The 25,220-nt window shown below is 44.8% G+C and carries 22 protein-coding genes and 1 pseudogene; 12 read left to right on the top strand and 11 right to left on the bottom strand.

Annotation, left to right across the window (positions count from 1 at the left end; translation table 11 throughout):
* Positions 1–135: 135 nt before the first annotated feature.
* Genes dxs through xseB form a run of 3 tightly spaced genes read right to left on the bottom strand, consistent with a single transcriptional unit; the run spans position 136 to position 3,170 of the window.
* Positions 136–2,001: a 1-deoxy-D-xylulose-5-phosphate synthase gene (gene dxs / locus FKN93_RS11615; RefSeq protein ID WP_115152704.1), complete on the bottom strand. Its 1,866-nt coding sequence runs from the start codon at positions 1,999–2,001 to the stop codon at positions 136–138.
* A gap of 20 nt (positions 2,002–2,021) precedes the next feature.
* On the bottom strand, positions 2,022–2,906 hold the full coding sequence (gene ispA, locus FKN93_RS11610) for a (2E,6E)-farnesyl diphosphate synthase (protein WP_040904572.1): 885 nt from the start codon (positions 2,904–2,906) through the stop codon (positions 2,022–2,024).
* 21 nt (positions 2,907–2,927) lie between these two features.
* On the bottom strand, positions 2,928–3,170 hold the full coding sequence (gene xseB, locus FKN93_RS11605) for an exodeoxyribonuclease VII small subunit (RefSeq protein WP_004395753.1): 243 nt from the start codon (positions 3,168–3,170) through the stop codon (positions 2,928–2,930).
* A 415-nt stretch (positions 3,171–3,585) separates the two neighbouring features.
* Here xseB and pomA point away from each other — a divergent pair, with 415 nt between their 5' ends.
* The 7 genes from pomA to rlmM all read left to right on the top strand — a co-directional run bounded on the left by pomA (position 3,586) and on the right by rlmM (position 10,453).
* Positions 3,586–4,350, top strand: coding sequence for a flagellar motor protein PomA (gene pomA, locus FKN93_RS11600; RefSeq protein WP_004395752.1), 765 nt, complete (start codon positions 3,586–3,588; stop codon positions 4,348–4,350).
* Positions 4,351–4,362: 12 nt separating this feature from the next.
* Positions 4,363–5,307 carry a flagellar motor protein MotB gene (locus FKN93_RS11595; RefSeq protein WP_004395751.1) on the top strand — a complete coding sequence of 315 codons (945 nt, stop codon included), beginning with the start codon at positions 4,363–4,365 and terminating at the stop codon, positions 5,305–5,307.
* A 230-nt stretch (positions 5,308–5,537) separates the two neighbouring features.
* Positions 5,538–6,986 carry a tRNA uracil 4-sulfurtransferase ThiI gene (thiI, locus tag FKN93_RS11590; RefSeq protein ID WP_004395750.1) on the top strand — a complete coding sequence of 483 codons (1,449 nt, stop codon included), beginning with the start codon at positions 5,538–5,540 and terminating at the stop codon, positions 6,984–6,986.
* Between the two features lie 421 nt (positions 6,987–7,407).
* Complete coding sequence (locus FKN93_RS11585; RefSeq protein ID WP_004395749.1) at positions 7,408–8,334, top strand: transcriptional regulator GcvA; 927 nt, start codon at positions 7,408–7,410, stop codon at positions 8,332–8,334.
* Positions 8,309–8,971, top strand: a complete 663-nt coding sequence (locus FKN93_RS11580; protein WP_004395748.1) for an alpha/beta fold hydrolase — start codon at positions 8,309–8,311, stop codon at positions 8,969–8,971. The genes FKN93_RS11585 and FKN93_RS11580 overlap by 26 nt, the downstream gene beginning before the upstream one ends.
* Positions 8,961–9,365, top strand: a complete 405-nt coding sequence (locus tag FKN93_RS11575; protein WP_040904888.1) for a DUF423 domain-containing protein — start codon at positions 8,961–8,963, stop codon at positions 9,363–9,365. The genes FKN93_RS11580 and FKN93_RS11575 overlap by 11 nt, the downstream gene beginning before the upstream one ends.
* Complete coding sequence (rlmM, locus tag FKN93_RS11570) at positions 9,362–10,453, top strand: 23S rRNA (cytidine(2498)-2'-O)-methyltransferase RlmM (RefSeq protein WP_004395747.1); 1,092 nt, start codon at positions 9,362–9,364, stop codon at positions 10,451–10,453. The genes FKN93_RS11575 and rlmM overlap by 4 nt, the downstream gene beginning before the upstream one ends.
* 27 nt (positions 10,454–10,480) lie before the next feature.
* Here rlmM and xni read toward each other — a convergent pair whose 3' ends face one another.
* The 5 genes and pseudogenes from xni to queF form a co-directional block, all read right to left on the bottom strand.
* A complete protein-coding gene (xni, locus tag FKN93_RS11565; protein ID WP_004395746.1) occupies positions 10,481–11,254 on the bottom strand; it encodes a flap endonuclease Xni in 774 nt (257 codons plus the stop codon).
* A gap of 77 nt (positions 11,255–11,331) precedes the next feature.
* Positions 11,332–12,690, bottom strand: coding sequence for a nucleotide 5'-monophosphate nucleosidase PpnN (gene ppnN, locus FKN93_RS11560; protein WP_004395745.1), 1,359 nt, complete (start codon positions 12,688–12,690; stop codon positions 11,332–11,334).
* 282 nt (positions 12,691–12,972) lie between these two features.
* A pseudogene (locus FKN93_RS11555) lies at positions 12,973–14,289 on the bottom strand (diguanylate cyclase); the annotation flags it as partial.
* A 125-nt stretch (positions 14,290–14,414) separates the two neighbouring features.
* On the bottom strand, positions 14,415–16,682 hold the full coding sequence (locus FKN93_RS11550) for a hypothetical protein (protein WP_004395743.1): 2,268 nt from the start codon (positions 16,680–16,682) through the stop codon (positions 14,415–14,417).
* A 16-nt stretch (positions 16,683–16,698) separates the two neighbouring features.
* On the bottom strand, positions 16,699–17,544 hold the full coding sequence (gene queF / locus FKN93_RS11545; protein ID WP_004395742.1) for an NADPH-dependent 7-cyano-7-deazaguanine reductase QueF: 846 nt from the start codon (positions 17,542–17,544) through the stop codon (positions 16,699–16,701).
* A gap of 96 nt (positions 17,545–17,640) precedes the next feature.
* Between queF and syd the strand changes: the two genes are divergently transcribed.
* Both syd and FKN93_RS11535 read left to right on the top strand, forming a co-directional pair.
* Positions 17,641–18,186, top strand: coding sequence for a SecY-interacting protein (syd, locus tag FKN93_RS11540; RefSeq protein ID WP_040904570.1), 546 nt, complete (start codon positions 17,641–17,643; stop codon positions 18,184–18,186).
* Between the two features lie 4 nt (positions 18,187–18,190).
* The gene (locus FKN93_RS11535; protein ID WP_004395741.1) at positions 18,191–18,982 is read left to right on the top strand and encodes a Zn-ribbon-containing protein; all 792 of its coding nucleotides are present in this window, start codon (positions 18,191–18,193) and stop codon (positions 18,980–18,982) included.
* A gap of 96 nt (positions 18,983–19,078) precedes the next feature.
* On the opposite strand, the gene FKN93_RS11530 is transcribed toward FKN93_RS11535, so the two are convergent.
* From FKN93_RS11530 to metN, 3 genes are read right to left on the bottom strand one after another with little or no spacing between them, the layout of a single operon-like run.
* Positions 19,079–19,882, bottom strand: a complete 804-nt coding sequence (locus FKN93_RS11530; protein ID WP_004395740.1) for a MetQ/NlpA family lipoprotein — start codon at positions 19,880–19,882, stop codon at positions 19,079–19,081.
* A 27-nt stretch (positions 19,883–19,909) separates the two neighbouring features.
* Entirely contained in the window at positions 19,910–20,587 is a 678-nt protein-coding gene (locus FKN93_RS11525; protein ID WP_004395739.1) for a methionine ABC transporter permease, read from the bottom strand.
* On the bottom strand, positions 20,577–21,611 hold the full coding sequence (metN, locus tag FKN93_RS11520; protein ID WP_040904568.1) for a methionine ABC transporter ATP-binding protein MetN: 1,035 nt from the start codon (positions 21,609–21,611) through the stop codon (positions 20,577–20,579). Before metN ends, FKN93_RS11525 begins: the two co-directional genes overlap by 11 nt.
* Before the next feature lie 265 nt (positions 21,612–21,876).
* Between metN and gmhB the strand changes: the two genes are divergently transcribed.
* From gmhB to treB, 3 genes are all read left to right on the top strand, one after another.
* The gene (gene gmhB / locus FKN93_RS11515; RefSeq protein WP_004395737.1) at positions 21,877–22,449 is read left to right on the top strand and encodes a D-glycero-beta-D-manno-heptose 1,7-bisphosphate 7-phosphatase; all 573 of its coding nucleotides are present in this window, start codon (positions 21,877–21,879) and stop codon (positions 22,447–22,449) included.
* Positions 22,449–23,402, top strand: a complete 954-nt coding sequence (gene treR, locus FKN93_RS11510; RefSeq protein WP_004395736.1) for a trehalose operon repressor TreR — start codon at positions 22,449–22,451, stop codon at positions 23,400–23,402. The genes gmhB and treR overlap by 1 nt, the downstream gene beginning before the upstream one ends.
* Positions 23,403–23,745: 343 nt before the next feature.
* A complete protein-coding gene (treB, locus tag FKN93_RS11505; RefSeq protein ID WP_170905136.1) occupies positions 23,746–25,170 on the top strand; it encodes a PTS trehalose transporter subunit IIBC in 1,425 nt (474 codons plus the stop codon).
* Positions 25,171–25,220: the final 50 nt, after the last annotated feature.

Below are 25,220 nucleotides of genomic sequence, written 5' to 3'. Positions count from 1 at the left end.
TACGGGCCGTAAGTAATCGTCATATGCAAATGTCAGATCGTGATGCGCCTGTTAGGGCGCTGCTTGTAAGAAAGCCTTATAGGCGCATATGAAAAACCTCCGGCTATGCCGGAGGATATTTTTTTTTCTCTTTGATTACTTAGCTAAGTAATCACGAATCGCAGCTTCAATGCCTGCGCCATCTAAACCTAATTCAGCATGCATCTCTTCTTGCGTCCCTTGAGCAATAAATTGATCCGGCAAGCCAAGATTTAAGGTCGGTTTGAGGAGTTTTTGCGCCATCAAATACTCAACCACAGCCGCGCCAGCACCGCCAGCAATAACATTTTCTTCTAACGTGACCAGTACGTCATGGCTATTGGCTAACTCAGTGATCAATGCTTCATCCAGCGGTTTCACAAAGCGCATATCCGCGACGGTGGCATTAAGCGCTTCGGCGGCTTGTAAGGCATTAGGTAATAAGGTGCCAAAACTGAGGATCGCCACTTTTTCACCTTGACGGATCAGGCGACCTTTGCCAATTGTCAGTGGGGTGAAATCGGTTTCAATCTGCACGCCCATGCCGGTACCACGAGGGTAGCGCACGGCACTTGGACCTTGATGCTGATGACCGGTATAGAGCATTTGCCGACATTCATTTTCATCTGCCGGAGCCATGATCAATAAATTGGGAATACAGCGTAAGAAGCTTAAATCAAATGCCCCTTGATGAGTTTGACCATCGGCACCCACTAATCCCGCGCGGTCAATGGCAAACATCACTGGTAGATTCATAATTGCCACATCGTGGATCAATTGGTCATAACCGCGCTGTAAAAAGGTTGAGTAAATCGCCACAATCGGGTGATAACCGCTGATTGCCATTCCTGTTGCGAGAGTGACGGCATGTTGCTCAGCAATCGCGACATCAAAATACTGACTAGGGTACTCTTTGGAGAAACGCACCATCCCCGAACCTTCACGCATTGCAGGGGTGATGGCCATTAATTTAGGATCTTGCGCGGCCATATCACATAAAAAATCACCAAAGATTTTTGAGTAAGTAGGCTTACTTTCAGCACTCTTCGGTAGGCTGGTATGGCTTAAATCAAATTTGGGTACGCCATGATAACCGATAGGATCTTTCTCTGCGGGCGCGTAGCCTTTGCCTTTTTTGGTCATGACATGCAAAAACTGCGGACCTTTGAGTTCACGCATGTTTTTGATGGTTTTAATCAGTTCTAAGACATCATGGCCGTCAATCGGACCGATATAATTAAAGCCGAATTCTTCAAATAGCGTCCCCGGTACGACCATACCTTTTAAATGCTCTTCGGTACGACGTACCAGCTCTTTAATCGGTGGAATGCCCGATAAAACTTTTTTGCCGCCTTCACGTATCGAAGTGTATAAACTGCCAGACAGTAATTGCGCCAAATGGTTATTGAGTGCGCCGACATTTTCTGAAATCGACATTTCATTATCATTTAAGATAACCAGCATATCGCTGTCGACATCGCCTGCGTGGTTCATGGCTTCAAATGCCATTCCCGCGGTGATGGCACCATCACCAATCACACTGACGACTTTACGTCCTTTGGCTTCTTTCGCGGCGCAAATAGCGACGCCGAGCGCAGCACTGATTGAGGTTGATGAGTGGCCAACAGAGAGGGTGTCATATTCGCTCTCTTCTCGCCAAGGAAAAGGATGCAGTCCATCTTTTTGACGAATGGTCGACATCTGCTCGCGGCGGCCAGTGAGGATTTTGTGAGGGTAAGCTTGATGGCCGACATCCCAAATCAGTTTATCAAAAGGGGTTTGGTAGACGTAATGCAAAGCGACGGTTAGTTCTACCGTGCCTAATCCAGAGGCCAAGTGACCGCTAGAGCGACTGACGGAATTCAGTAAATAGGTACGTAACTCATCACAAAGCTTAGGTAGCATTTCTTTGGGCATGCTACGCAGTTCGTCAGGGGTATTTGCTAGGGCCAGTGTTGGATATTTCGAAATATCAAGAGTCATAGTTATGCGCGCTTATCGTGTTAGTTTTTGCGCTCGATGACGTATCGGGCGAACTCTTCGAGATGCTCAGTATTATACGGAATCGCTTGTAATGCTTCGAGCGCTTCTGCAAGCAGAACTTGAGCTTTATTCATGGCACCTTCTAAGCCCAGTAGGGCTGGATAAGTGCTTTTATGCAGTTGTTGGTCTGAACCTTGCGGTTTACCTAATGTTTCAGTATCGCTGATGATGTCTAAAATATCATCTTGTACTTGAAAGGCGAGGCCTACCGCTGCCGCATAGCGATCCAGTTGCGGTAAAATAGCCAAGCCCTTTTGGCCTGCAGCCATGGCACCCATTCGGATGGCACAACGCATCAGTGCGCCCGTTTTATTGTGATGAATGGTTTCTAATTCATCTAACGTTATACGGCGATTTTCCGCGGCCAGATCTAACGCTTGGCCTAAACACATTCCCTGAGCGCCAGACGCTTCGGCTAAAGCTTGAACCATTTTGATCCGATTCGTTTCACCATGAGTGGAGAGTTGACCTTCCGCCAAAATAGTAAACGCGAGAGTTTGCAGAGCATCCCCGGTTAAAATCGCCGTTGCTTCATCAAATTTAATATGACAGGTTGGTTTTCCACGACGTAAGTCGTCGTCGTCCATGGCGGGCAAATCATCATGAATCAATGAATAAGCGTGGACACACTCGACAGCGCAAGCTGGAGTATCGAGATCAGTCAGTTGGCAGCCGAGCATTTGTCCGGTGATGTAGACCAAGTAAGGGCGAGCTCGTTTACCACCAAGCAATAAACCGTAACGCATAGCTTCAATCAAAGGAAGATGCGGATAAGGTAAACGATGTAACCACTCGTCTAGTTGCTGATTATTTCTCTGTTGAAAAGAGGAAAGCGCCTCGATCATAGGATATGTATTACTCTCTGGTTATTCGGGAACAGCGGTGAATTCAGCTAACGGTGCATCGTCCGAGTTATCAAGAAGAATGCGCACTCGTTGTTCTGCTTCATCGAGTTTGGCTTGCCCGCTGCGAGCTAAGGCGATACCCCGTTCAAATTTTTTTAATGCTTCATCGAGTGCAATATCGCCGCTTTCTAATTGTTCAACTAAGTTATCTAGCTCTTCGATTGTCGCTTCGAAGGACATATTCTCCGGTTTTTTGCTCGCCATAATCATTTTGCCTCAAAAAAGATGCACGAAAGTTACCTTAGGGCGTACAGATGGTCAAATTTAACCAAGCAAATTTGTTATAAATAAGGCGCTTTTTTATCAGACCGCTAAGCTTATCTAAAAATAGTCAAACATAACCATTAATTTTAGGAGGGCGATGATGGTCAAGACTTCAGGGGAACGTGTTGCTGCTGTAGCGTTGTTTGACTCAGTGATAAGGTCACTTATGCTGTGCTAATAATCTGAAGTTTATTGAAAGCAAAATGTTTTTTTGCGATAACGAGTCAAAGAGCGGCACTTGGGGATAGTGGGTTTTGCGTATAAACTTAACCATAATATAAGTTAAAGATTTTGCTCTTGTGCCGATAAGAAGAGTAATCTCAATAATGCAGATGACAAGCATGAGGAGCGCTTCGTGGATTTAGCAACGCTAGTAGGCCTAATTGGTGGTCTGGCTTTCGTTTTGATGGCAATGGTCGTTGGTGGTAGCCTTGTGATGTTTGTCGATGTCACATCGGTTCTGATCGTCGTCGGTGGTTCAACCTTCGTTGTGTTAGTCAAATTTACCATGGGGCAGTTTTTTGGTGCGGCCAAAATTGCCGCTAAAGCGTTTATGTTTAAAGCGGAAGAGCCTGAAGACTTAATTGCCAAAATCGTTGAGATGGCCGATGCAGCGCGTAAAGGTGGTTTCTTAGCGTTAGAAGAGATGGAAATCTCTAATTCATTTATGCAAAAAGGCATCGATTTATTGGTTGATGGGCACGATGCTGATGTCGTTCGCACCGCATTACAAAAAGACATCGTTTTAACCGATGAGCGCCATGAATTAGGGACGGGTGTTTTTCGTGCCTTTGGTGATGTAGCCCCTGCGATGGGGATGATCGGTACGTTGATAGGCTTAGTGGCCATGTTATCAAATATGGATGACCCGAAAGCTATCGGCCCAGCAATGGCGGTGGCGTTATTGACGACGTTGTATGGGGCGATCATGGCAAACATGATCTTCTTCCCGATTGCCGATAAATTGGCGTTACGCCGAGGACAAGAAACCTTAAATCGTCGTTTAATTATGGATGGTGTCTTAGCGATTCAAGATGGACAAAACCCGCGAGTGATCGATGGCTATTTGAAAAATTATCTTAATGAAGGTAAGCGAGTACTTGATGTCGATAATGAATAGCGGGGGGCCATCATGGAGGATCTAAAACGCAAATGCCCACCGCCGGGCCTGCCTGCCTATATGGGAACCTTTGCCGATTTGATGGCATTGTTGATGTGCTTTTTTGTACTGCTGCTGTCTTTTTCAGAGATGGACGTTCTTAAATTCAAACAGATCGCGGGTTCGATGAAGTTTGCGTTTGGGGTACAAAACCGTTTAGAAGTCAAAGATATACCTAAAGGGACCAGTGTGATTGCTCAAGAGTTTCGTCCAGGTCGTCCTGAGCCGACTCCTATTGACGTGATCATGCAGCAAACAATTGATATTACTCAGCAAACGTTAGAATTTCATGAAGGTGATTCTGATAGAGCCGGCGGTAATCAGCGCGATGATGGTCAGCTAACGGGCGGAGAATCTCCTGAAACCTCGACTGAAGATAGTCAAGATAATGAAGACGCTGAGCAGGAGCAAGAGCAATCTGAAGCCCTCTCTGAAGAGATGGAAATTGTTTTAGAGAACATCAAAAAAGCCTTAGATCGAGAAATTGAGCAAGGGGCTGTTGAGGTGGAAAACTTAGGCCAGCAAATTCTGATCCGTATTCGTGAGCGGGGGGCTTTTCCTGAAGGTTCCGCCTTTTTACAACCTCAATTTCGACCCTTGGTTCGGCAGATTGCCGAATTAGTCAAAGACGTTCCCGGTATTGTTCAGGTGACTGGGCATACTGATAATCAACGATTAGATTCTGAGCTTTATCGCTCAAATTGGGATCTTTCAGCGCAGCGAGCAGTGTCGGTTGCGCAAGAAATGGAAAGAGTGACCGGTTTTGACCACCGACGTTTAGAAGTCAGAGGATTGGCTGATACCGCGCCGGTTGGCCCGAACGATACCGAAGCGCAACGCTCTCGTAATCGACGAGTCGAGATCGGTATCATGCAAGGAAAACCGCTGTTAAGTGAGGAGATCCCTTCACTACAATAGCATCAATCGTTGTTCTAGGTTCTCGATCCCAGAACCTAGAACCCAAATCTCCCCACTTATCATGCCATTCGCTTTTAAGCGAAGAGTCGTCATAAACCTTGCCTTTTATGATGATTTTCCTAATTGAGTAGATCGTGTATAATCCTGCCCCTTTGCTGATCTCTATCCTGAGCGTCACTGCTTAGCATGAAGCTCAATGCTTGTTTTGAACCTAATTTGCGAATAGCCCCATGAAATTTATTGTTAAACCCCATCCAGAAATTTTTGTTAAAAGTGAATCAGTACGTAAGCGTTTTACCAAGATTCTTGAATCGAATATTCGCAATATTATTAAAAAGCGGACCACTGGCGTTGCGGTTTTTAACCGCCGCGATCATATTGAAGTCAGTGCCAATAGCGATCAGTTTTTTCAACAAACATTAGAGATTTTAACCACCACGCCAGGTATTCAACAGATACTACAAGTCAAGCAATCGACGTTTACCGATATGCATGACATTTATCTGCAAGTGTTAGAAAACAGTCGTGAACTGATTGAAAATAAAACCTTTGCTGTACGTGCCAAACGTCGTGGTAAGCATGATTTTTCATCGCTTGAATTAGAGCGTTATATTGGTGGTGGACTGAATCAAGCGGTTGCTTCAGCAAAAGTGAAATTAACTCGTCCTGATATTATTGTTCATATTGAAGTGGCGGATGAATTACTCAATCAGGTGATTGCTCGTTACAAAGGGTTAGGTGGTTTTCCACTCGGCACACAAGAGGACGTACTCAGCCTTATTTCAGGAGGTTACGATTCTGGCGTATCGAGTTATTTACACATTAAACGCGGTTCTAAAGTCCATTATTGCTTTTTCAATCTGGGCGGGCCTGCGCATGAAATCGGTGTTAAGCAAGTCGCGCACTATTTATGGAACAAGTACGGCTCGTCAGCCAAGGTACGCTTTATCTCTGTTGATTTTGAGCCGGTTGTTGCTGAGATTTTAGAGAAAATTGACGATGGTCAGATGGGCGTAGTGCTCAAACGTATGTTTATGCGGGTTGCTGGCCGTATTGCAGAGAAGTTTGGTATTCAGGCGTTGGTGACTGGCGAGGCGATTGGCCAAGTCTCCAGTCAGACCTTGACCAATTTGCGTCATATTGATGGTGTGACCGATCGTCTTATTCTTCGTCCACTGATCAACTGGGATAAAGGCGATATCATGGATCTTGCCCGTGATATTGGCACAGAAGATTTCGCGAAAACCATGCCAGAATATTGTGGTGTGATTTCTAAAAACCCAACCGTAAAAGCGGTAAAAGCTCTATTAGAAGAACAAGAAGCGAAATTCGATTTTACTATCTTAGATAAAGTGATTTATGACGCTCGTTTGATGGATATTCGTGATATCGAAAAAGAGAGTCAGCAGCAAGCGCCGGAAGTGGAACAGGTCGATGCGGTGCAAGAGGACGCTATTGTGCTCGATATTCGTAGCCCAGAAGAGGAAGATGACGCACCATTAGAGCTTGACGGTATTGAAGTGATGACCATTCCATTCTACAAGTTAGCCACCAAGTTCGGCGATCTTGATCAGTCCAAAACCTATTTGCTTTATTGTCAACGAGGCGTGATGAGTCGTTTACAAGCCTTATACTTAAAAGAGCAAGGTTTTGACAATGTTAAAGTCTACCGTCCTTAGTTAACTTTAATCCGTTGTTAAACTACGTTTTTCCCAGTTGATGCTGCTGGGCTTTTTATTATAGCCAAACAAGTTGGAGTCAACACTGCGGCGGCTTCAAGTAGGAAGTGGGTGGCGAATAGATAAAAAAACACCGCCAAAAGGCGGTGCTAAATATTTGACAGACAGGTCAAAAAATAAATACAGGAAGTATTTGTTTTGTTACAGGGGATAACTGTACAAAACAGGGTGGTAGAAACTACCGAACTCGAAAAACGAGTTTGCAAACACAACATCGCAACAGCAAACCAATTGATTCAAAAAGAATCAAGCCGTTCAGGCTTGCGTTACGGGGTGCAATATAGATTTTCTCTGGCTGGTTAGCAACGGACAATTTATAATGTTTCACATAAAAAAAACTAATCGGTTTTAGAGTGTCCCTATGTCCAGAAGATTACCACCGCTCAATTCATTAAAAGTCTTTGAAGCGGCTGCACGTCATTTAAGTTTTACCCGAGCGGCGGAAGAGTTATTTGTGACTCAAGCGGCGGTTAGCCACCAAATCAAGGCGTTAGAAGAATTCCTTGGCCTTAAGCTATTTCGTCGCCGTAATCGTTCTTTACTACTAACGGAAGAAGGGCAAGGCTATTTTCTCGATATTAAGGATATTTTTAGTGCGTTGGCGGAAGCTACTGACAAATTACTTGAGCGAAGTGAAAAAGGCGCATTGACCATCAGTCTGCCGCCCAGTTTTGCTATTCAGTGGTTGGTGCCTCGCCTGGCGGATTTTAATCATCAACAACCTGACATTGATGTGCGTATCAAAGCGGTGGATATGGAAGAAGGATCACTCACCGATGATGTCGATGTAGCGATTTACTATGGTCGAGGTAATTGGCCTGGCCTGCGGGCGGATAAATTGTACCAAGAGTTTTTGATCCCGCTTTGCTCACCTGCGCTGTTAGTCGGTCCGAAGCCTTTAGTCACCTTAAGTGATTTAGCACGACATACATTATTGCATGATACGTCACGCAAGGATTGGAAGCAGTTTGCTAAAGAAAATGGTTTAGATTCGCTGAATGTTAATCAAGGGCCTATTTTTAGTCATTCAACTATGGTGTTGCAGGCTGCCGCTCATGGACAAGGCGTCGCGTTAGGCAATAACGTGTTAGCACAACCGGAATTAGATGCTGGACGCTTGGTGGCCCCATTTGATGAAGTGTTGATGACCAAAAATGCGTTTTATGTTGTTTGTCATGAGAAGCAAGCGGACATGGGACGAATTGCGACTTTTCGAGATTGGATGTTGAAAAAAGCGCGTAAAGAACAAGAGGTAATATTAGATGACGCAAGCCATAACCCCTTATGAATCAGTGATTATCGATGAGCCGAGCTGCGATGAATCATCTGCTTTAGCGGCGACATTTATTTTTGCCCATGGGGCAGGAGCGGATAAAACCCATCCATTTATGCAGACGATTGCCAAGGGTTTGGCCGCTAAAGGGATTCGCGTGGTGCGTTTTGATTTTCCTTATATGGTTAAACGTCAGCAAGATGGCAAACGTCGTCCACCCGATCGCGCGCCTAAGTTACTCGAAGCTTACACAAAAGTGATTGAACAGTTCGCAAATCAACCACTGGTGATTGGTGGTAAATCCATGGGGGGCCGCATAGCATCACATCTGACAGAACACCCACAAGTACAAGCGGTCGCTTGTCTTGGCTTTCCATTCCATCCACCGGGCAAGCCGGAACGATACAAAGGGGAGCATTTAGCCTCACTGAGCAAGCCATGCCTGATCTTACAAGGGCAGCGTGATACTTTCGGCTCACAGGCGGAAGTCGAACAGTTTCCACTGAGTCGTTCGGTTTCAGTGCAGTATCTTCCGGATGGCGATCATAGTTTTGCACCAAGAAAATCATCGGGTTACCGCTTAGAAGATAACCTTGCTTGGGCAATTGAATCTTTGGCGCAGTTTATTGGTGAGGTTTATGATGAAAAGTAGTCAATCACTGACACTGATTGTGGGTGGGCTCGTCTGTGGTATCTCGGTCTCTTTAGGGGCGTTTGCCGCTCATGGTTTAAAAGCTCAACTGACGGAATATGCCTTAACGATTTTTCAAACCGCTGCTCATTATCAATTTATGCATGGTCTGGCGATCATTGCTTGCGGTTTAGCTCTTGGTTTACCGTTAATGGAAAAGTCGCGAAATTATTTTGGTCGTGCGGCGATTTGCTTTATCATCGGCATCTTTTGTTTCAGCGGTAGTCTTTACCTATTAGCGTTGACCGGAGTGTCGTGGATCGGCTTCGTAACGCCTATTGGTGGACTGCTGTTTTTATTAGGCTGGTGCATGTTCGTTCTAGCCGCGATTAATATCAAAGAGGTAAGAGTGTGAAACAAGTCATGCTGTACTGTCGTGCGGGCTTTGAAAAAGAGTGCGCCGGTGAAATTCAGGATAAAGCGACAAAGCTTGAAGTGTATGGTTTTCCTCGCCTTAAAAATAATACCGGTTATGTACTGTTTGAGTGTTATCAAGCGGAAGATGCCGACAAACTCATTAAAAACATTGATTTTCAAACGCTTATTTTTGCTCGACAAATGTTTGCAGTGACCGCTGAGTTTACTGAGTTACCGAAAGATGACCGAATCTCACCGATTTTGAGTTATTTTAAACAGGAACAAGCATTTCCACAGTGTGGTGATTTACGTATTGAAACGCCAGACACTAATGAAGCAAAAGAACTGCTTAAGTTTTGTCGTAAATTTACCGTGCCGCTGCGTCAAGCGCTGCGTAGCCATGGAGTACTATTGGCTAAAGAGAGTACTAAAAAACCGGTGTTGCATGTTTGTTTTACCGCTCCTGGACACTGTTATTTAGGCTATTCGTATAGCCATAATAACTCGCCATTTTTTATGGGGATTCCTCGTTTAAAATTCCCAGCAGATGCGCCAAGCCGCTCGACCTTAAAATTAGAAGAAGCCTTTCATGTCTTTATCCCTCGTGCGGAATGGGATACGCGTTTGGCATCCGGTATGTGGGCGGTGGATCTCGGTGCTTGCCCTGGTGGCTGGACTTATCAATTAGTTAAGCGTTCGATGTTTGTTCATGCCGTGGATAATGGCATGATGGCGCAAAGCTTAATGGACACCGGTCAGGTTAAACATCATATGGAAGATGGTTTTAAGTTTGAACCGCCGCGTAAGAACGTTACTTGGATTGTCTGCGATATGATTGAGAAGCCAGCGCGCGTTGCTCAGTTGATGGGGGAGTGGATCATCAGTGGTTGGGCTAAAGAGGCGATCTTTAATCTCAAATTACCGATGAAGGGGCGTTATGATGAGGTGTTACAAGATATTGAGAATCTGAAAGATTTTCTGAAACAGAATAAAGTTAAGTTTCGTTTACAAGCTAAGCATCTCTATCATGATCGAGAAGAGATCACCGTTCATGTCCAATCTTTATCGTCGATTTCTCCTTATTAAAGCGGAGTGATCTGGTCCGTTTTGAGCCTAGCTTTTCGGTTCAAAACGGATATCTTGCAAATTAAAACCGAGTTCAATGTCAGTTTTCAGGGTCGCAACTTGCTTGCAAATTCGTGCCATTTCAATCTCTTGATCGAGTTTTTTGCGATATTTACTGGCTAAGGCTTCACTGGCATAAGCGTGTTCAATGTCAGTAAATTGAGTGAGGATCGCTTGAGCTGCTTTAGGGCCGAGACCAGCGACACCTGGTACTTGGCTCGAACTCATGCCCGTTAGACCCCAATAGTCGGTCAATTGGCTTGGTTTGACGCCAAATTCTTGTTCAATAAATGGCGCATCTAGCCAGCGATGTTGAAAATAATCACGAATTTGTAAGGTTGGAGACAACAGCTGACAATAGCCTTTATCAGTGGAAATGATCGTTACTTTTTCACCATAACTCGCGACTTTGCAGGCAAGGGTTGCGACTAAATCATCCGCTTCATCACCTTCTGAAAGTAGTGAATCGATACCCAGTTCCCACCATGCTTGTTGAATTTGCTCCAAGCCGTTTTGCAAGCTGATGGGCATTGGCTTACGTCCTTGTTTATAGCTTGGCAGCAGTTCGGCACGCCAGCCACGATCTTGTAGCGTATGATCAAACACCGCAATCATGTGAGTCGGAGCGGATTCATTAATAATACGTTGTAAGGTGCGACAGGTGGTGTTGGCGGTGCGGGCGATATCGCTTTCATCGGGTTGAGCGGAATGCACTCTGCGGATCAGGTTTAACGCATCGATAATCACAAGATGAATAGACATAATCACCAAAAAATAAGGGCTGTTAGGCCCTTATTGTAATGAAATTAAAGCAGATTGCTATCCTTGCTGAGTGTCCACTAGGAGCTAATTCGATAGCAAGGCACATAAGCGGTTGAGCCAGGAAGCTTCATCCGATGTTGATTGACAAAGTCATTGAGTAATCGGTCCATTTTTTTCATTAATGCCGGTTCGCCATGCAGAGTAAACGGACCTTTCCGCTCAATCTCGCGGATCCCTTCCGCTTTGACATTACCAGCAACAATCCCAGAAAAAGCTTTGCGTAAGTTGGAAGCGAGAACTTCTGGGCGTTGATTAAGATGTAAATCCAAGCTCGCCATGCTGTCATGAGTCGGATCAAAGGGCAGTTGGAATTCTGGTTCAATTTTTAATGACCAGTTATAACTGTACGCATCGTCGTGATCTTTTCGATGCTGACGAACCAGTGGCATGGCATCTTTCATAATTCTTGCCGCTTGAACCGGATCATCAATCACAATCGTGTAGTGTTTGCGGGCTTCTTCACCCAGCGTACTACCAATAAATTGATCGATTGAGCGGAAATACGCTTCGCTCTCTTTTGGACCCGTCAATACAATCGGCATTGGTTGGTCTGCATTATCCGGGTGCATCATGATCCCGAGAATATACAGCAGCTCTTCTGCGGTTCCTGGGCCTCCAGGGAAAATGATGATTCCGTGTGCCATTCGGGCAAAGGCTTCAAGACGCTTTTCGATATCAGGCATAATCACCAATTGATTGACGATCGGGTTTGGTGGCTCGGCAGCAATGATTGACGGTTCAGTTAAGCCCAAGTAGCGCTGTTGCTGATAGCGTTGTTTGGCATGGCCAATAGCCGCGCCTTTCATTGGCCCTTCCATGGCTCCGGGCCCACATCCGGTACAGATATTGAGTTCTCTTAGCCCTAATTCATGGCCAACTTCACGGGTATATTGATATTCGGTCTCATTGATGGAATGCCCACCCCAACAGACGACAAGGTTAGGTTCTACCCCTGTCACCAAAGTGCCTGCATTGCGTAAGATACTGAATACTAAATTAGTGATATGGCTGGCATTGGTCAGGTTCAGTCTTTGATTTTCAGATAAGTGCATGTTGACGTAAACAATATCACGCAGCACAGCAAACAGGTGTTCTTGAATCCCTTTGATGATTTGCCCGTCGACAAACGCTTGCTCTGGTGGATTGGTGAGCTCGAGTTTAATGCCCCGCTCACGACGCAGTACGGTGATATCGAAGTTTTTGTACTGTTCGAGCATTTCTTTGGAGTTATCGGTATGGCTTCCGGAATTGAGTACTGCCAAACTACAATTGCGATACAGCTGATAGAGATCACTGGATGCGGTTTTTTTGAGTCTTTCTACTTCAAGTTGCGACAGTAGATCCATACTGCCGGCTGGGCTAACTTGAGTGATCATCTTGACCTCCTTAACAATCGGGGGGGAAGTGCTATTGGTCCTATGTCATCAATGCACTCTTTCAATCATAGTCGTTATTGATGGAGATAGAGTTTACACGAGTGACTTAGGAGGAACACTCTGTCGTATCGGGATGCCATTTTAGTTCGTTTAGATTCAACAGTCTGAAATGGCTTATTAATCTTGTGCGTAACAATGGTTTTGGAAAACATCGCTAGGCGCAAGATGTGAAATGAGTCACTAAGTTTACGGCAAATGGTTAAATGTTGTTCGTTTGGTGGCTTATTTCCAAGCCAGTTGATTAGGACCATAAGGCTTCATCTCCTGTAGGGAACGATGCAACCGTTCAAGAACAATTTCTGGTGTATCGGCTTCTTTAAAGTGGGTTGAAGCGGCACTAAGAGTGATGGTGATCTGTTTATCGCGAAATTTAAAAGGCAGTCTAGCCACATTACGCTGTATTTTTTGTATAACCTGATGGCACTCATTATCGGCGCGTTCTGGCAACAGTAAGATGAATTCTTCTCCTGAAAAACGCGCGGCGGTATCGGTTTTTTCCAGCTCTTTATGAATGGTTCGAGCAATCACTTTTAACGCTTTATCCCCAGCAAGATAACCAAAACTTTCATTAATCGCTTTAAAAGCATCAATATCTAAAATCACCAAACGCAAATTATGCTGCGTGCGAATCCAGCGCCGATACTCTAATTCTAATCGATCATTAAACGCAGTGCGGTTATACAATTTGGTCAGTGGATCTTGCAGTAGTCGCTGCGCTTGATCTTCTAATCGACGGCGATAATCTTGAGTCAGTTCTAGCAAGGTTTCCATTTGGTGCTGGGTATATTGCATACGTTCAATCAGCACTTGTTCTCGTTGTTCAGCATGAATCAAACGCTCGGATAAGGCTTCAATTTCACTAAATACCGCACTTACAGGCTTATTGGATTCGTTGGCTTGAGATGATAAAGCATGCTGGCCGCGGTTGACGAGGTGAAGGAGATCTTGATGCATATGTTGGCGATGCTGTTGATAATGGGTGCTTTGCTCAAGATTAACGCGGGTGCTTTGCAGATTTTTCGATAATGAACTATTGATTTGTTCGAGGAATTTCTCCGAGTTTTTACGCTCATATTGAGTACCATCGATGACTAATTTCAGCACTTGCAAAGCCAGCTCAAGTAACCCTTGGCTATTAACCCCAAGCAGCAGCTTGCTGCGGATATCCGTCAGTAAATCTCCAGCCTCACCTTCAAAATCCAGCTCGGTGATCAGGTGCTGTAGTTCATCACTGAGCTGAGTCAGGAGTGCTTTATCGCCGCAATGGGGAGCTTCTTGATGCCCGAGATTAGGATTATGAGCAAAAATTTTCATCGCACGTTGGTATAAATGTAATAGACGCAACGCTTGATCTTGCTGATTGATGGTGTGATTGGTGCTTAACAGTTGCTGAACATCGCGTTTCAGTTTGATGGGTAATCCCGGTAGATACAACAGGGTCTCTGCACACTGTTTCACTCGGACATCCATAGGGTGAGTTTGATGTTCATCGTTCGACGTTTGTGATTTCAACATGCGCTCCAGTACGGCTAAACCAGGAAAATTGAGCTAGTCTTTAACGGCCAATTTACAGTATCTCAAGGATGAGACGCTATTTATCAATCTGTCGATAATAACAAATAATTGGTGAAGGTCATTAGCTCAATCTGTTAACCGCATAGCATTTATCCATCTTTTAAGAACTTTTTAATCTGCTCTTCATCACGATAAGATGAGTGAACCTTAATCAGTCCTTGATTGATCGCTTGTTGACACGATTTTCGGATGTTACTTGAGGCGAAACTGGCCGCAGGGGCGTTATCAATCGCCTTAAAGTAGACCCAATGGCTGGTGTTGTCTTTTAGGCTCAGCTCTCTGGCGACCCCTGTAGCCATCAATAAAATATCCAACAATTCTTTATCATTAATGGCGGTGTAGGCTCTGGGTAAAAAAGGATAATCGGCAATTCCCAAGCGAATGGTTCGGTTTAAACGCCGCTCTGGTTGGAACTGATTGATTAAGTCTTGGACTTTATTAAACAGCTCTTCTGGTGGCCGATCTCTATCGATATTCGGTTCAATGTACAGTAAGTTTGCATCCGAGAAATGATAGAGCCGGGCTGGTTCTTCAAGATGGTCAGTTAAAAAACGCCCAAACGCATGTTCGAGCTCTACGCCTGCCGTATAGCCATGTTGTAAGTACATACTACGCAGAAAAGGGAGATCAATCATCGCGAAGCGTAAGCGATCATTTAACGGTTCATGAATCAATTCACCAATTAACCACTGCTCGTAATTATAGCTACTGCGTTGAAGAGAAGAGAGTAACTTCGCATTGAGCATTCTTAGGTTGGGTAAACGAGAGCGAGAATGCGTGAATAAATGGCTATTCAGTTCATCGATTTCGTCTTGTTGGTTTTGGATAATATAACCACGACGCATCAGGTAGAGAAACAACACAATGCTGGTTAAAAATAGCGTAAAAGCGATTTTTTGAAATTTGCTGTATTCACGTTGAGTCGCTTGTAGGGCTTTTTCTTGGCCAACTAAATGCAGTGTTTGTTCAACAAATTCTTTTTGCTGGCGAAAGGCATCTTCACTAATTTGGTTAAGCTGAGCTTGGCGAAGTTGAGTGATTTGGTGACTTTTTTTACTCCATTCTAACGCGGGTAAATACTGCTCTTTTTGCTCATAACCTAAGGAAAGAAGTTGATAGGCTTGCGCTTCAATGTCCATGTCGTGTAGCGTTTCATTAAACTTTAGTGCCTCTTGAGCGTAGTCAATCACTTGTTTATTGTTTTGCTGAGAGAGGGCTAACTGAGCACTAAGTAAGGCCGCTCGTGCTTGTAGATGTCGATTGTGGCTGTATTGCAGTAGTTCTTTCGCTACGGTTAGATACTGTTCGGCCAACGTATAGTTATAGAGCTGCCGATAAGTCGCGGATAAACTTAACCGAACATCAATCACACTGGCCAGATTGAGTTCACTGCTTTCATGATCGATAACATTAAAATAATGCACCAAGGCTAAATTATATTTACCTTGTTGAAAATAAACGTCACCCATCCGTTTAAGTACAGAAACAAGGATCGGCGATTTTTCATAGTTACCATAAAACTCGGCGGCTTGAGAGAGATGAACTAAAGCTTTATCCAGCACTCGCCGTTCATAAAACAGCTGTGCTAATAGGTTATTGGTTTTTGCTAATTCTGCGCTGGCATTGGTTTCTATCGCTCCCCAATAAGCCGTGAGTAGCTCAGATAAAGCTAAATTGTAGAGTTTATGGTGTAAATAGTGCTCTCCGACGATCACGTGATATTCAATCAAGGGTTTTTTGGCTTGCAATGATTCAAGGTAAGGTTTGGCTTCTGCAAACAGTTGATTAGCCAGAGTAAGCTCGTTATTTTGTGATGCAATTTCTGCGCTGAGCATGGTGATATGGTAATCAATCTGTTTAGAGAGGCGATGTTCTTCGAGCAAGAGAGGGTGCTGATTGGTGATCTCGCGCAGTTGTTGACGAGCGGCATCGGCATCGTGATTGTGTCGCCACTGTAAACGAATCGTCATAATATCTAGCTCTAACGCCAAATAAGGAAGCTCATGCTCTTGCGCGAGCTGTTTGGCTTCATCGAGCGTATCAAACGCCGTTTGTGTATTACCCAAGATAAACTCAGCAGTGGCTAAAATTTTTAGCGCATCAATGGTACTGCTTGGCGTTCGAATGCGGCTATCGGTTTCATCTCGACTAATATTGGACGGTGTTTTTTCGGTTTTATCCGCCAGCTTACGCTGCTCTAAATACTCTTCGACGAGATTTTTGGCCTGAATGGGAGAAATCTCCAATAAACCGTGTGCTTCGTTAAGTTGCGGCAAAGCGTAGACGGCGGCTTTTACCCAAGGAGAAATGCTCAGTAGGAGTAGGCAAACGTAAGGTATCCAGCGGAAAGAGGGCATTATAATGGGCGTCCTTTTATTGGCGAGCCATGCGCAAATTGTGCTCAGGTGAAGGCCGTTCGGTTGAGCGGAATGGATTGATGTCTAAGCCGCCTCGACGTGTGTAACGCGCCAATACAGTGAGTTGTTTAGGTTGGCAGTAACGACACAAATCGTGGAAAATTCGCTCAACGCATTGCTCGTGAAATTCATTATGCTCACGGAATGAGACAATATAACGCAATAATGCTTCGCGTTGTATTTTTGGCCCGTGATAGGTGATTTCAACACTGCCCCAATCGGGTTGATTGGTGATCAAGCAGTTTGATTTGAGTAAGTGGCTGTGCAGCGTTTCGGTGACGATTTCAGCATCCGTCGCTTGTTCCAATAAGCTCGCATCAAACTGATAGTGTTCGATTTCAATATCTTGCTGATCAATACATTCTCCTTGCATCGAAACAATCGGTTGATTGGTATAGTGATCCAGTGAGAATAACCGTACTTCAACGGTTTCACCGGCGCACGCCGACAGATCGTTAATTAAGTGAGTTTGTACCGTTTGCCAGTCTTGAAAACGAGATTGATTGAAGCTGTTTAAATACAGTTTGAACGATTTAGACTCAATTAAGTTAGCGCTGGTGGCTGGAATGCGCACTTCACCAATCGCCACTTGTGGTAGACCGTTACTGTTTAGCCAAGAGAGCTCATATAAAGTCCAAATGTCACAGCCTTGAAAGGGGAGTGTCTCACCAAGATCGAGATCGTTGCGGTTGAGGCTACGTGGCACTGGCTGCAACAAACTTGGGTCATATTGGCTGGCATAGGCAGTGGCTTTGCCAAGAGTTAAGCCAGATAGCTCTTTGGCATCAGAATATTTGCTCATCATTTATCATCAAATCGATTAGAATAATCAGAATTTTACGCAATACTGCTCACGCTGTCATTAGCGTTTGTTGTCAGTTTCGTTATGGAGAACCCTATGGCTCATTTGGTCGCCGCCGCGTTGCGTGATTTCTCGCAACGTTATCTTCAAGCTTATCAACAGAGACATCATCATCTGCCTAGTAGCGATGAGTTAAGCCATATGCCTTCCCCTTGCATTGAGCAGCAAAGTAACAATAGCGTTTATTGGCAGCCGGTGGAACGTGAGCACAGTGCTGATTTACAGGCGGTGGAGCAGGGAATTGAGCTGAGTTTACATAGTGATATTGCGCCATTTTATGGCAGCCAATACAGTGGCGATTTACCGGCAACGTGGCGCGGTCACTCGCTGACGTTATTGCAAGTCTGGAGTGATGACGATTATCTTCGTTTACAGGAAAATATTCTTGGCCACTTGGTGATGCAACGGCGTTTAAAACAAAAGCCCACCATTTTTATTGCGACCACAGACGATGAAATGGCGGTGGTGTCGATTTGTAATCTCACTGGGAATGTGATTAGAGAAACGTTAGGTACCGACGAGCGGGAAGTCTTGTGCGCCGATGTGGCGGATTTTTTAAACCAACTTGAGCCAGCGGTGTAGAACGATGTATGTAGTAGAGCTTGAGTTTGAATGTTTTGATAACACGACCATCAGTGCGGTAGATAAAGCGGTCAACGGTTTGATGGATGCCTTGCGCTATAACGGTCAAGTATTGGGTAGAGAGTTTCCGCTGGTGCTTGGTGATGGCGAGTTTTTCTTGCGCGCCGTGTGCCCAGAGCAAGATAGTTTGCACCCGAAATACCATTCAGATTTTGTCAAAGCTTGCTTGCATCGCTTATCGGAGGCTTGTTTACTGGCGCCTAAAGTGCGTTTGCTTGGCCGTGATATTAACTCAGAACAAGCAGCAGACTGCGAGCCACCGAGTTGGCAGGTGCTATACACCACTTATGTGCATACTTGCTCGCCACTTCGTAGCGGCGATACTCTATTGCCCATCCCTTTGTATCGTAATTCGCCTACTTTTAATGGTGACCATAAAGCGGTGATCAAATGGCAAACGGAATGGCAAGCTTGTGATGAAATTCAGATGGCAGGAGGCTGCAAAGCTGAACACGCCGCGCTGCATGAGCTGTGTGATATTGATAGCGATCTATTTCGTCGTGGTTGGGATTTACGGGGACGTATCGAGTATTTAACCAAGATCCCGACCTATTACTATCAGTACCGAGTGGGTGGAACGAGCTTAGCCGATGAGCAAGCTCGTCCTTGTCCTAAGTGTGGCGGCGCGTGGTTACTGGATGAGCCTATCCATGAGATTTTCCATTTTAAATGCGATGACTGCAAAATCGTTTCTAATCTCTCTTGGGATCATTTGAAAAATGAGCCCGTCGCTTGATCCTAATCGCGAGCATTGACTGATGACCGCGAATAAAAAAGAGACCAGCCAGTGGCGGTCTCTTTTTTGTCGTGCATTTTCAGTAGTGTTGGTCAATTACCAGCCTTTGACTGCGCCACCATGGAAAATTTCTGAGGCGGCTTTATACACGTCGTCAGTTTGATATGCTTTGAGGAAATTTTGTACGTTCTCAGCATTAACATTATCTTGACGAGCAACCAGTAGGTTCACGTAAGGTGAGTTTTTATCTTCGACAAAAATACCGTCTTTTTCAGGGGTAAGATTAATCGAGCTGGCGTAAGTGGTGTTAATGATGGCTAGTGCGACATCATCCAAAGCGCGAGGTAGCTGAGCGGCGTCCAGTTCCATAATGCGCAGGTTTTTCGGATTGTCAGTGATATCACGTACGGTCGCAAGTAGGCCAATATCATCACGTAAGGTGATTAAACCTTGTTGTTGTAGCAGCAATAAAGAGCGACCTAAGTTGGTTGGGTCATTGGGCACCGCGACTCGTGAACCGGTAGCTAATTCATCAAGAGTGGTGATTTGTTTTGAATAGCCAGCGATAGGATAAACAAAAGTGTTACCAACAATCGCTAGCTTATAGCCGCGATCGGCAATTTGGCGATCTAAATAAGGTTTATGTTGAAATGCGTTAGCATCAATCGAACCATCGTTAAGCGCAGCGTTTGGGGTCACATAGTCAGAAAATGTCACCAGTTGAACATCCAGATTGTAGCGCTCTTTGGCTACGCGAGCCGCCACTTCCGCCACTTGTTCTTCAGCACCGGCAATCACGCCAACTTTGATTTTGTTCATGTCGACCGCTTTTTCGCCGCATCCCGTTAATACAATAGCCGCGGCAGCAATCGCCAATAAACCTTTAAGTGAAAACTTCATTATTATCTCCTTGTTATATAAACATTATTATCTATGATCAACGCGGCGCACTAAGTGGTCACCAACCGATTGAATAATTTGTACCAAAATAATTAGCATGATGACGGTGACGGTCATGATGGTGACGTCGTAGCGATGAAAGCCATAACGAATCGCCACATCACCTAAACCGCCGCCTCCCACGGTGCCTGCCATGGCTGAGTAGCTGACTAAGGTCACCAAGGTGATGGTTACCGAGTTTAAAATGGTTGGCATAGCTTCAGGTAACAGGACTTTACGAATTATTTGTAAAGGCGTTGCGCCCATGGCTTGCGCCGCTTCAACCAGTCCGCTTGGCACTTCAATTAATGCTCCTTCAATTAAACGGGCAACAAAAGGAATCGCACCGATGGTTAAAGGGACAATTGCCGCAGTGGTGCCAATGAAAGTACCGACCAGCATTTTGGTGATCGGAATGATAGCCACCATCAACACCAAAAACGGAATCGAGCGGCCAATATTGACGATAGCGCCAAGGACACGGTTCAGTTTGGTATTTTCCAATAACCCGCCTTGTTTGGTGGTATGTAAAATAACCCCGAGTGGAATGCCGATTGCGAAGCCAATAATGCCAGCGACTGCCACCATATAAATGGTTTGCCAAGTGGCGCTGAGTAGTAAATCACCATTAAAAGCGATCCAGTCGATAATCGTATTAAAGGACATAACCAAGCACCTCAACTTTTACATTATTGTCGCGAAGATAGTCTATCGCCGCCGCAGCATTATCATCATCACCGAAAATTTCCGCCACCATCATGCCAAATTTCACCCCGCCAGCGTAATCAAGATCAGAGCTTAAGATACTGACGTCAATATTAAATTTACGGGCGATTTGTGACATTAATGGCGCGTCAACAGTGGCTCCTGTGAATTCCAAGCGCACTAACGGATAGCTTCCAGCCACACGAGTCGGTTGTAAGCGAGCCTGATAATCTTCAGGAATAGACAGATCTAACGTTGAGCGAATAAATTGATGGGCTAATTGGGTTTTAGGATGTGCGAAAATATCGCCTACCGTGCCTTTTTCCACCAATTCGCCATCACCGATGATCGCCACTTGGTGACAAATGCTTTTCACGACATCCATTTCATGGGTGATAAGTAAAATTGTGATATTCAGTTTGCGGTTAATTTCTTTCAGCAGCTCTAAAATTGATTGAGTTGTCGCCGGGTCAAGCGCACTGGTGGCTTCATCACATAACAGCACTTTGGGTTCGCAAGCCAGCGCGCGAGCAATCGCCACACGCTGCTTCTGGCCGCCACTTAAATTGGCAGGATAGGTATGACGTTTATCCGCTAAACCGACGAGTGTTAGTAGCTCGCTAACTTTGTGCTCAATATGCTCATGGGTATGATTAGCCAGCTCTAATGGTAGAGCAATATTATCGAACACGGTACGGGAAGAAAGCAGATTAAAGTGCTGGAAAATCATCCCAATATTGCGTCTGGCTTGGCCTAATTGCTGATTCGTTAACTGAGTTAAATCAATCCCATCAACAATCACACGTCCACTGGTCGGTTTTTCTAATAGGTTAACGCAACGGATGAGAGTACTTTTCCCCGCTCCCGATGCGCCGATGACACCAAAAATCGTTCCTTGGCTAATCTCTAGATCAATGTTTTTCAAAGCGTGAATAGCTTTATCACCCTGATGAAAGACTTTATTAACTTGATGAAGTTGAATCATAAACGAAACCCGTATCGAGATAGGCGCATACACCTGAACTGTCCTTTGATTTGATGCTATGAGTTCTCGCTTTTTAAGTCAATAGATATTTTTACGTCTAGACGTCTAAATTGCTGTGAAATAAAAGTAATCAACTTAACGACTCATTAAGGAAGGAATAGTTGAAGTGCTGACGTTACTGGCAGTGATGCAATACTTTTGCGTGTAGCATCTTGAGTATAGTTGAGTATAATTCTTAGCAAATACATCCTAAGAGAGCAATATTTTGGCGAAACCTGCTGTGTTTTTGGATCGTGATGGTGTGATTAATGTCGATCATGGTTATGTGCACGATGAGCACGATTTTCATTTCATCGAAGGGGTCTTCACTGCGGCAAAGCAGTTAAAAGAGATGGGTTACTTATTGGTACTGGTGACCAACCAATCAGGGATAGCTCGTGGATTGTTTAGTGAAGATCGTTTTCTCTCTTTAACGCAATGGATGGATTGGAACTTTGTCGATCATGGTGTCGAGCTGGATGGTATCTATTATTGTCCACATCATCCAGAACATGGCGTTGAGCCGTATCGTCAAGAGTGTGATTGTCGTAAGCCTAAGCCGGGAATGTTGTTTTCTGCACGCGACTTTCTAAAAATAGACATGGCGAACTCAGTGATGATTGGTGATAAAGCGGAAGATATGATGGCTGCTCAAGCGGCAGACGTTGGGCGGAAAATTTTAGTGCGTACTGGTAAAGCGATTACTCCACAAGGTGAAGCGTTGGCTGAGGTTGTGTTGGAGAGTATTGCCGATGTGCCTGCTTATTTGGCAGCTCAATCGTTGGTGGCAAAGGATTAATGGCTAAAAAACTGACCATAACCGACATAGCTCGCCTTTCAGGTGTCGGTAAATCGACGGTATCTCGGGTATTAACCAATGATCCGAAAGTAAAACCTGAAACTCGGCAACGAGTCGAGCAGGTGATTGCCGAGTGCGGTTATGTACCTTCGAAGTCCGCTCAGTCGATGCGTGGCGGCAGTCAAAAAGTGGTGGGGGTGATTATTTCCCGCTTAGATTCGCCATCAGAAAATCGTTCGATCAGCAGTATGTTACAGGTGCTGTATGCGCACGGTTATGATGTGGTGATCATGGAGAGCCAATTTAATCGTGATAAAACCCGTGAGCATCTCAACGTACTTGAAAAGCGTAATGTCGATGGTGTGATTGTCTTTGGTTTTACCGATATTGATTTAACGTCATTAGCAGAGTGGCAAGATAAAGCGGTGTTGGTTGCCATGGATCATGATTCCATTTCTTCGATTAATTACGACCATCAAGCTTTAATTGAAGCAGCCTTAACCCATCTTAAGCATAAAGGATTAACCAATATTGCGTTTATTGGCGTTAATCCAAAAGATAAAACAACCGGTTTAATGCGCTTACAAGCTTATCTGAATTGGTGCCAACAGCAGGGTATCGAAGCCAGATTTGAAACCGGTGAGCTACACCATGAAAGCGCTTATCAGTTGGTTGATAACGTTTTAAATGCTCATACTGAGGCCATTGTCTGTGCCAGTGATACTTTGGCTTTGGGCGTCATTAAGCGCTTACAAGAGCAGCAGCGTGATGACATTGTTGTAACGGGTGTCGGTGGTAATGAGCTGCTGTCTTTTTTATTTCCTAACATCTATAGCGTTGATCCGGGTTATCGTCAGGCTGGCAAGCAAGCCGCAGAGCTACTCATTAAACACTTATCTGGTGAGTTAACCGAACCGGTACATTTAACTCAACCCCCCGCTTATTTTAGATAACGCCATGAGTGTTGGGCTTTCTAGGTGATCTGAAAACTCTTCATAATTATCAGTGGGTTATTCTTCATTTTACGTTAACTCTGTATGGTCGGAGTTAACGTATTTTATCCCCACTTTCTTTTAACGCGACGACCTTTGTTAACCTAGCGACCACTGCAAATTCTTTGGATGTTGCGTATCTCTTTTACTATTGATGATTCGATTGTTTGTGATCGCTTTCAATTAATGGGATTGTTCCCATTTTGGTTTTTCATTCATTGTGCCATTATTCAATCAGATTTGGGATTGTTCCCATGGTAAGTTCAACTATTATAAGTAAAAACCAAATAGGGTGGATAAGGGTATGGGTAAGATAGTCAAACAAGACGTGGTACGTCTTATTGAGCTGATCGGCGGTAATGAAAATATTGCTAGTGTCAGCCACTGCTTAACTCGCTTACGTTTTGTATTAAATGATACTGAAAAAGCCGACATTAAGCAGATTGAAACCATTGGTATGGTCAAAGGTTGCTTTACTAATGCTGGGCAATTTCAAGTGGTGATTGGTACTGAGGTTGACGAGGTTTATAAAATCTTGCTGCAACTGACGGGTAAATCAGAAGCGTCAAAAGACGATGCCAAACTTGCCGCGCGTAAAAATATGAATGCGTTAGAGCGTGGTATTTCCCATTTAGCTGAAATCTTTGTCCCGCTTCTGCCTGCTATCATCACCGGTGGTTTGATTTTAGGTTTCCGTAATGTTATTGGCGACATCAAGATGTTTGATGGCCAAACATTAACTGAAATTAGCCAGTTTTGGGCCAGTGTCCATGCCTTTTTATGGTTAATTGGTGAAGCGATTTTCTTCTTCTTACCGGTCGGGGTGTGTTGGTCGACAGTGAAGAAACTCGGTGGGACACCGATTTTGGGGATTACTCTGGGGGTAACCTTAGTTTCTCCGCAATTGATGAACGCCTATCTGATTGGTACTCAAGTGCCAGAAGTCTGGGATTTTGGTTGGTTTGTGATTGAAAAAGTTGGCTATCAAGCACAGGTTATTCCCGCCATTCTTGCTGGGGTGGTGCTGGCCTTTATTGAAACCAATCTCAAACGCATTATTCCCGCTTATCTCTATTTAGTGGTGGTGCCTTTCATTTCGTTGATTTTAGCAGTGATTCTGGCACACGCGTTTATTGGTCCATTTGGACGCGTGATTGGTGATGGGGTGGCTTTTGCGGCTAAAGCGGCGATGACGGGTGATTTTGCGGTATTGGGTTCGATGGTGTTTGGCTTCCTATACGCGCCACTGGTGATCACCGGTATTCACCACACCACTAACGCGGTTGATTTGCAACTCATGCAGCAACTGGGTGGTACACCGATTTGGCCGCTGATTGCACTTTCTAATATTGCGCAAGCGTCAGCGGTAGTCGGCATCATCATCATCAGTAAAAAACATGGTGAGCGCGATATTTCGGTACCGGCGGCTATTTCCGCTTATCTTGGGGTTACCGAGCCTGCGATGTACGGTATCAACCTCAAGTATAAATTCCCAATGTTGAGCGCGATGATTGGTAGTGCACTGGCCGCGGCAATTTGTGGTAGTGCTGGCGTGATGGCTAATGGCATCGGCGTTGGTGGCTTGCCAGGTATTCTCTCCATTCAACCGCAATATTTGCTGACTTTCTTAGTCGCGATGGTCGTGGCGATTATCGTTCCGGCTGCCTTGACCTTAGTGATGTACAAGCGTGCGTTAGCCAAAGGCGAATTAGAAGTCAGTAAAGCGTAATTAGCATTTTTAGAGTGGCTCATTGGCCACTCTGTTCATTATTTTGGTAA

This window comes from Vibrio sp. A8-1, from assembly GCF_013048685.1.
In the GTDB taxonomy this organism is placed as follows: domain Bacteria; phylum Pseudomonadota; class Gammaproteobacteria; order Enterobacterales; family Vibrionaceae; genus Vibrio; species Vibrio metschnikovii.
This window is presented reverse-complemented; position numbering and strand designations above follow the sequence as displayed.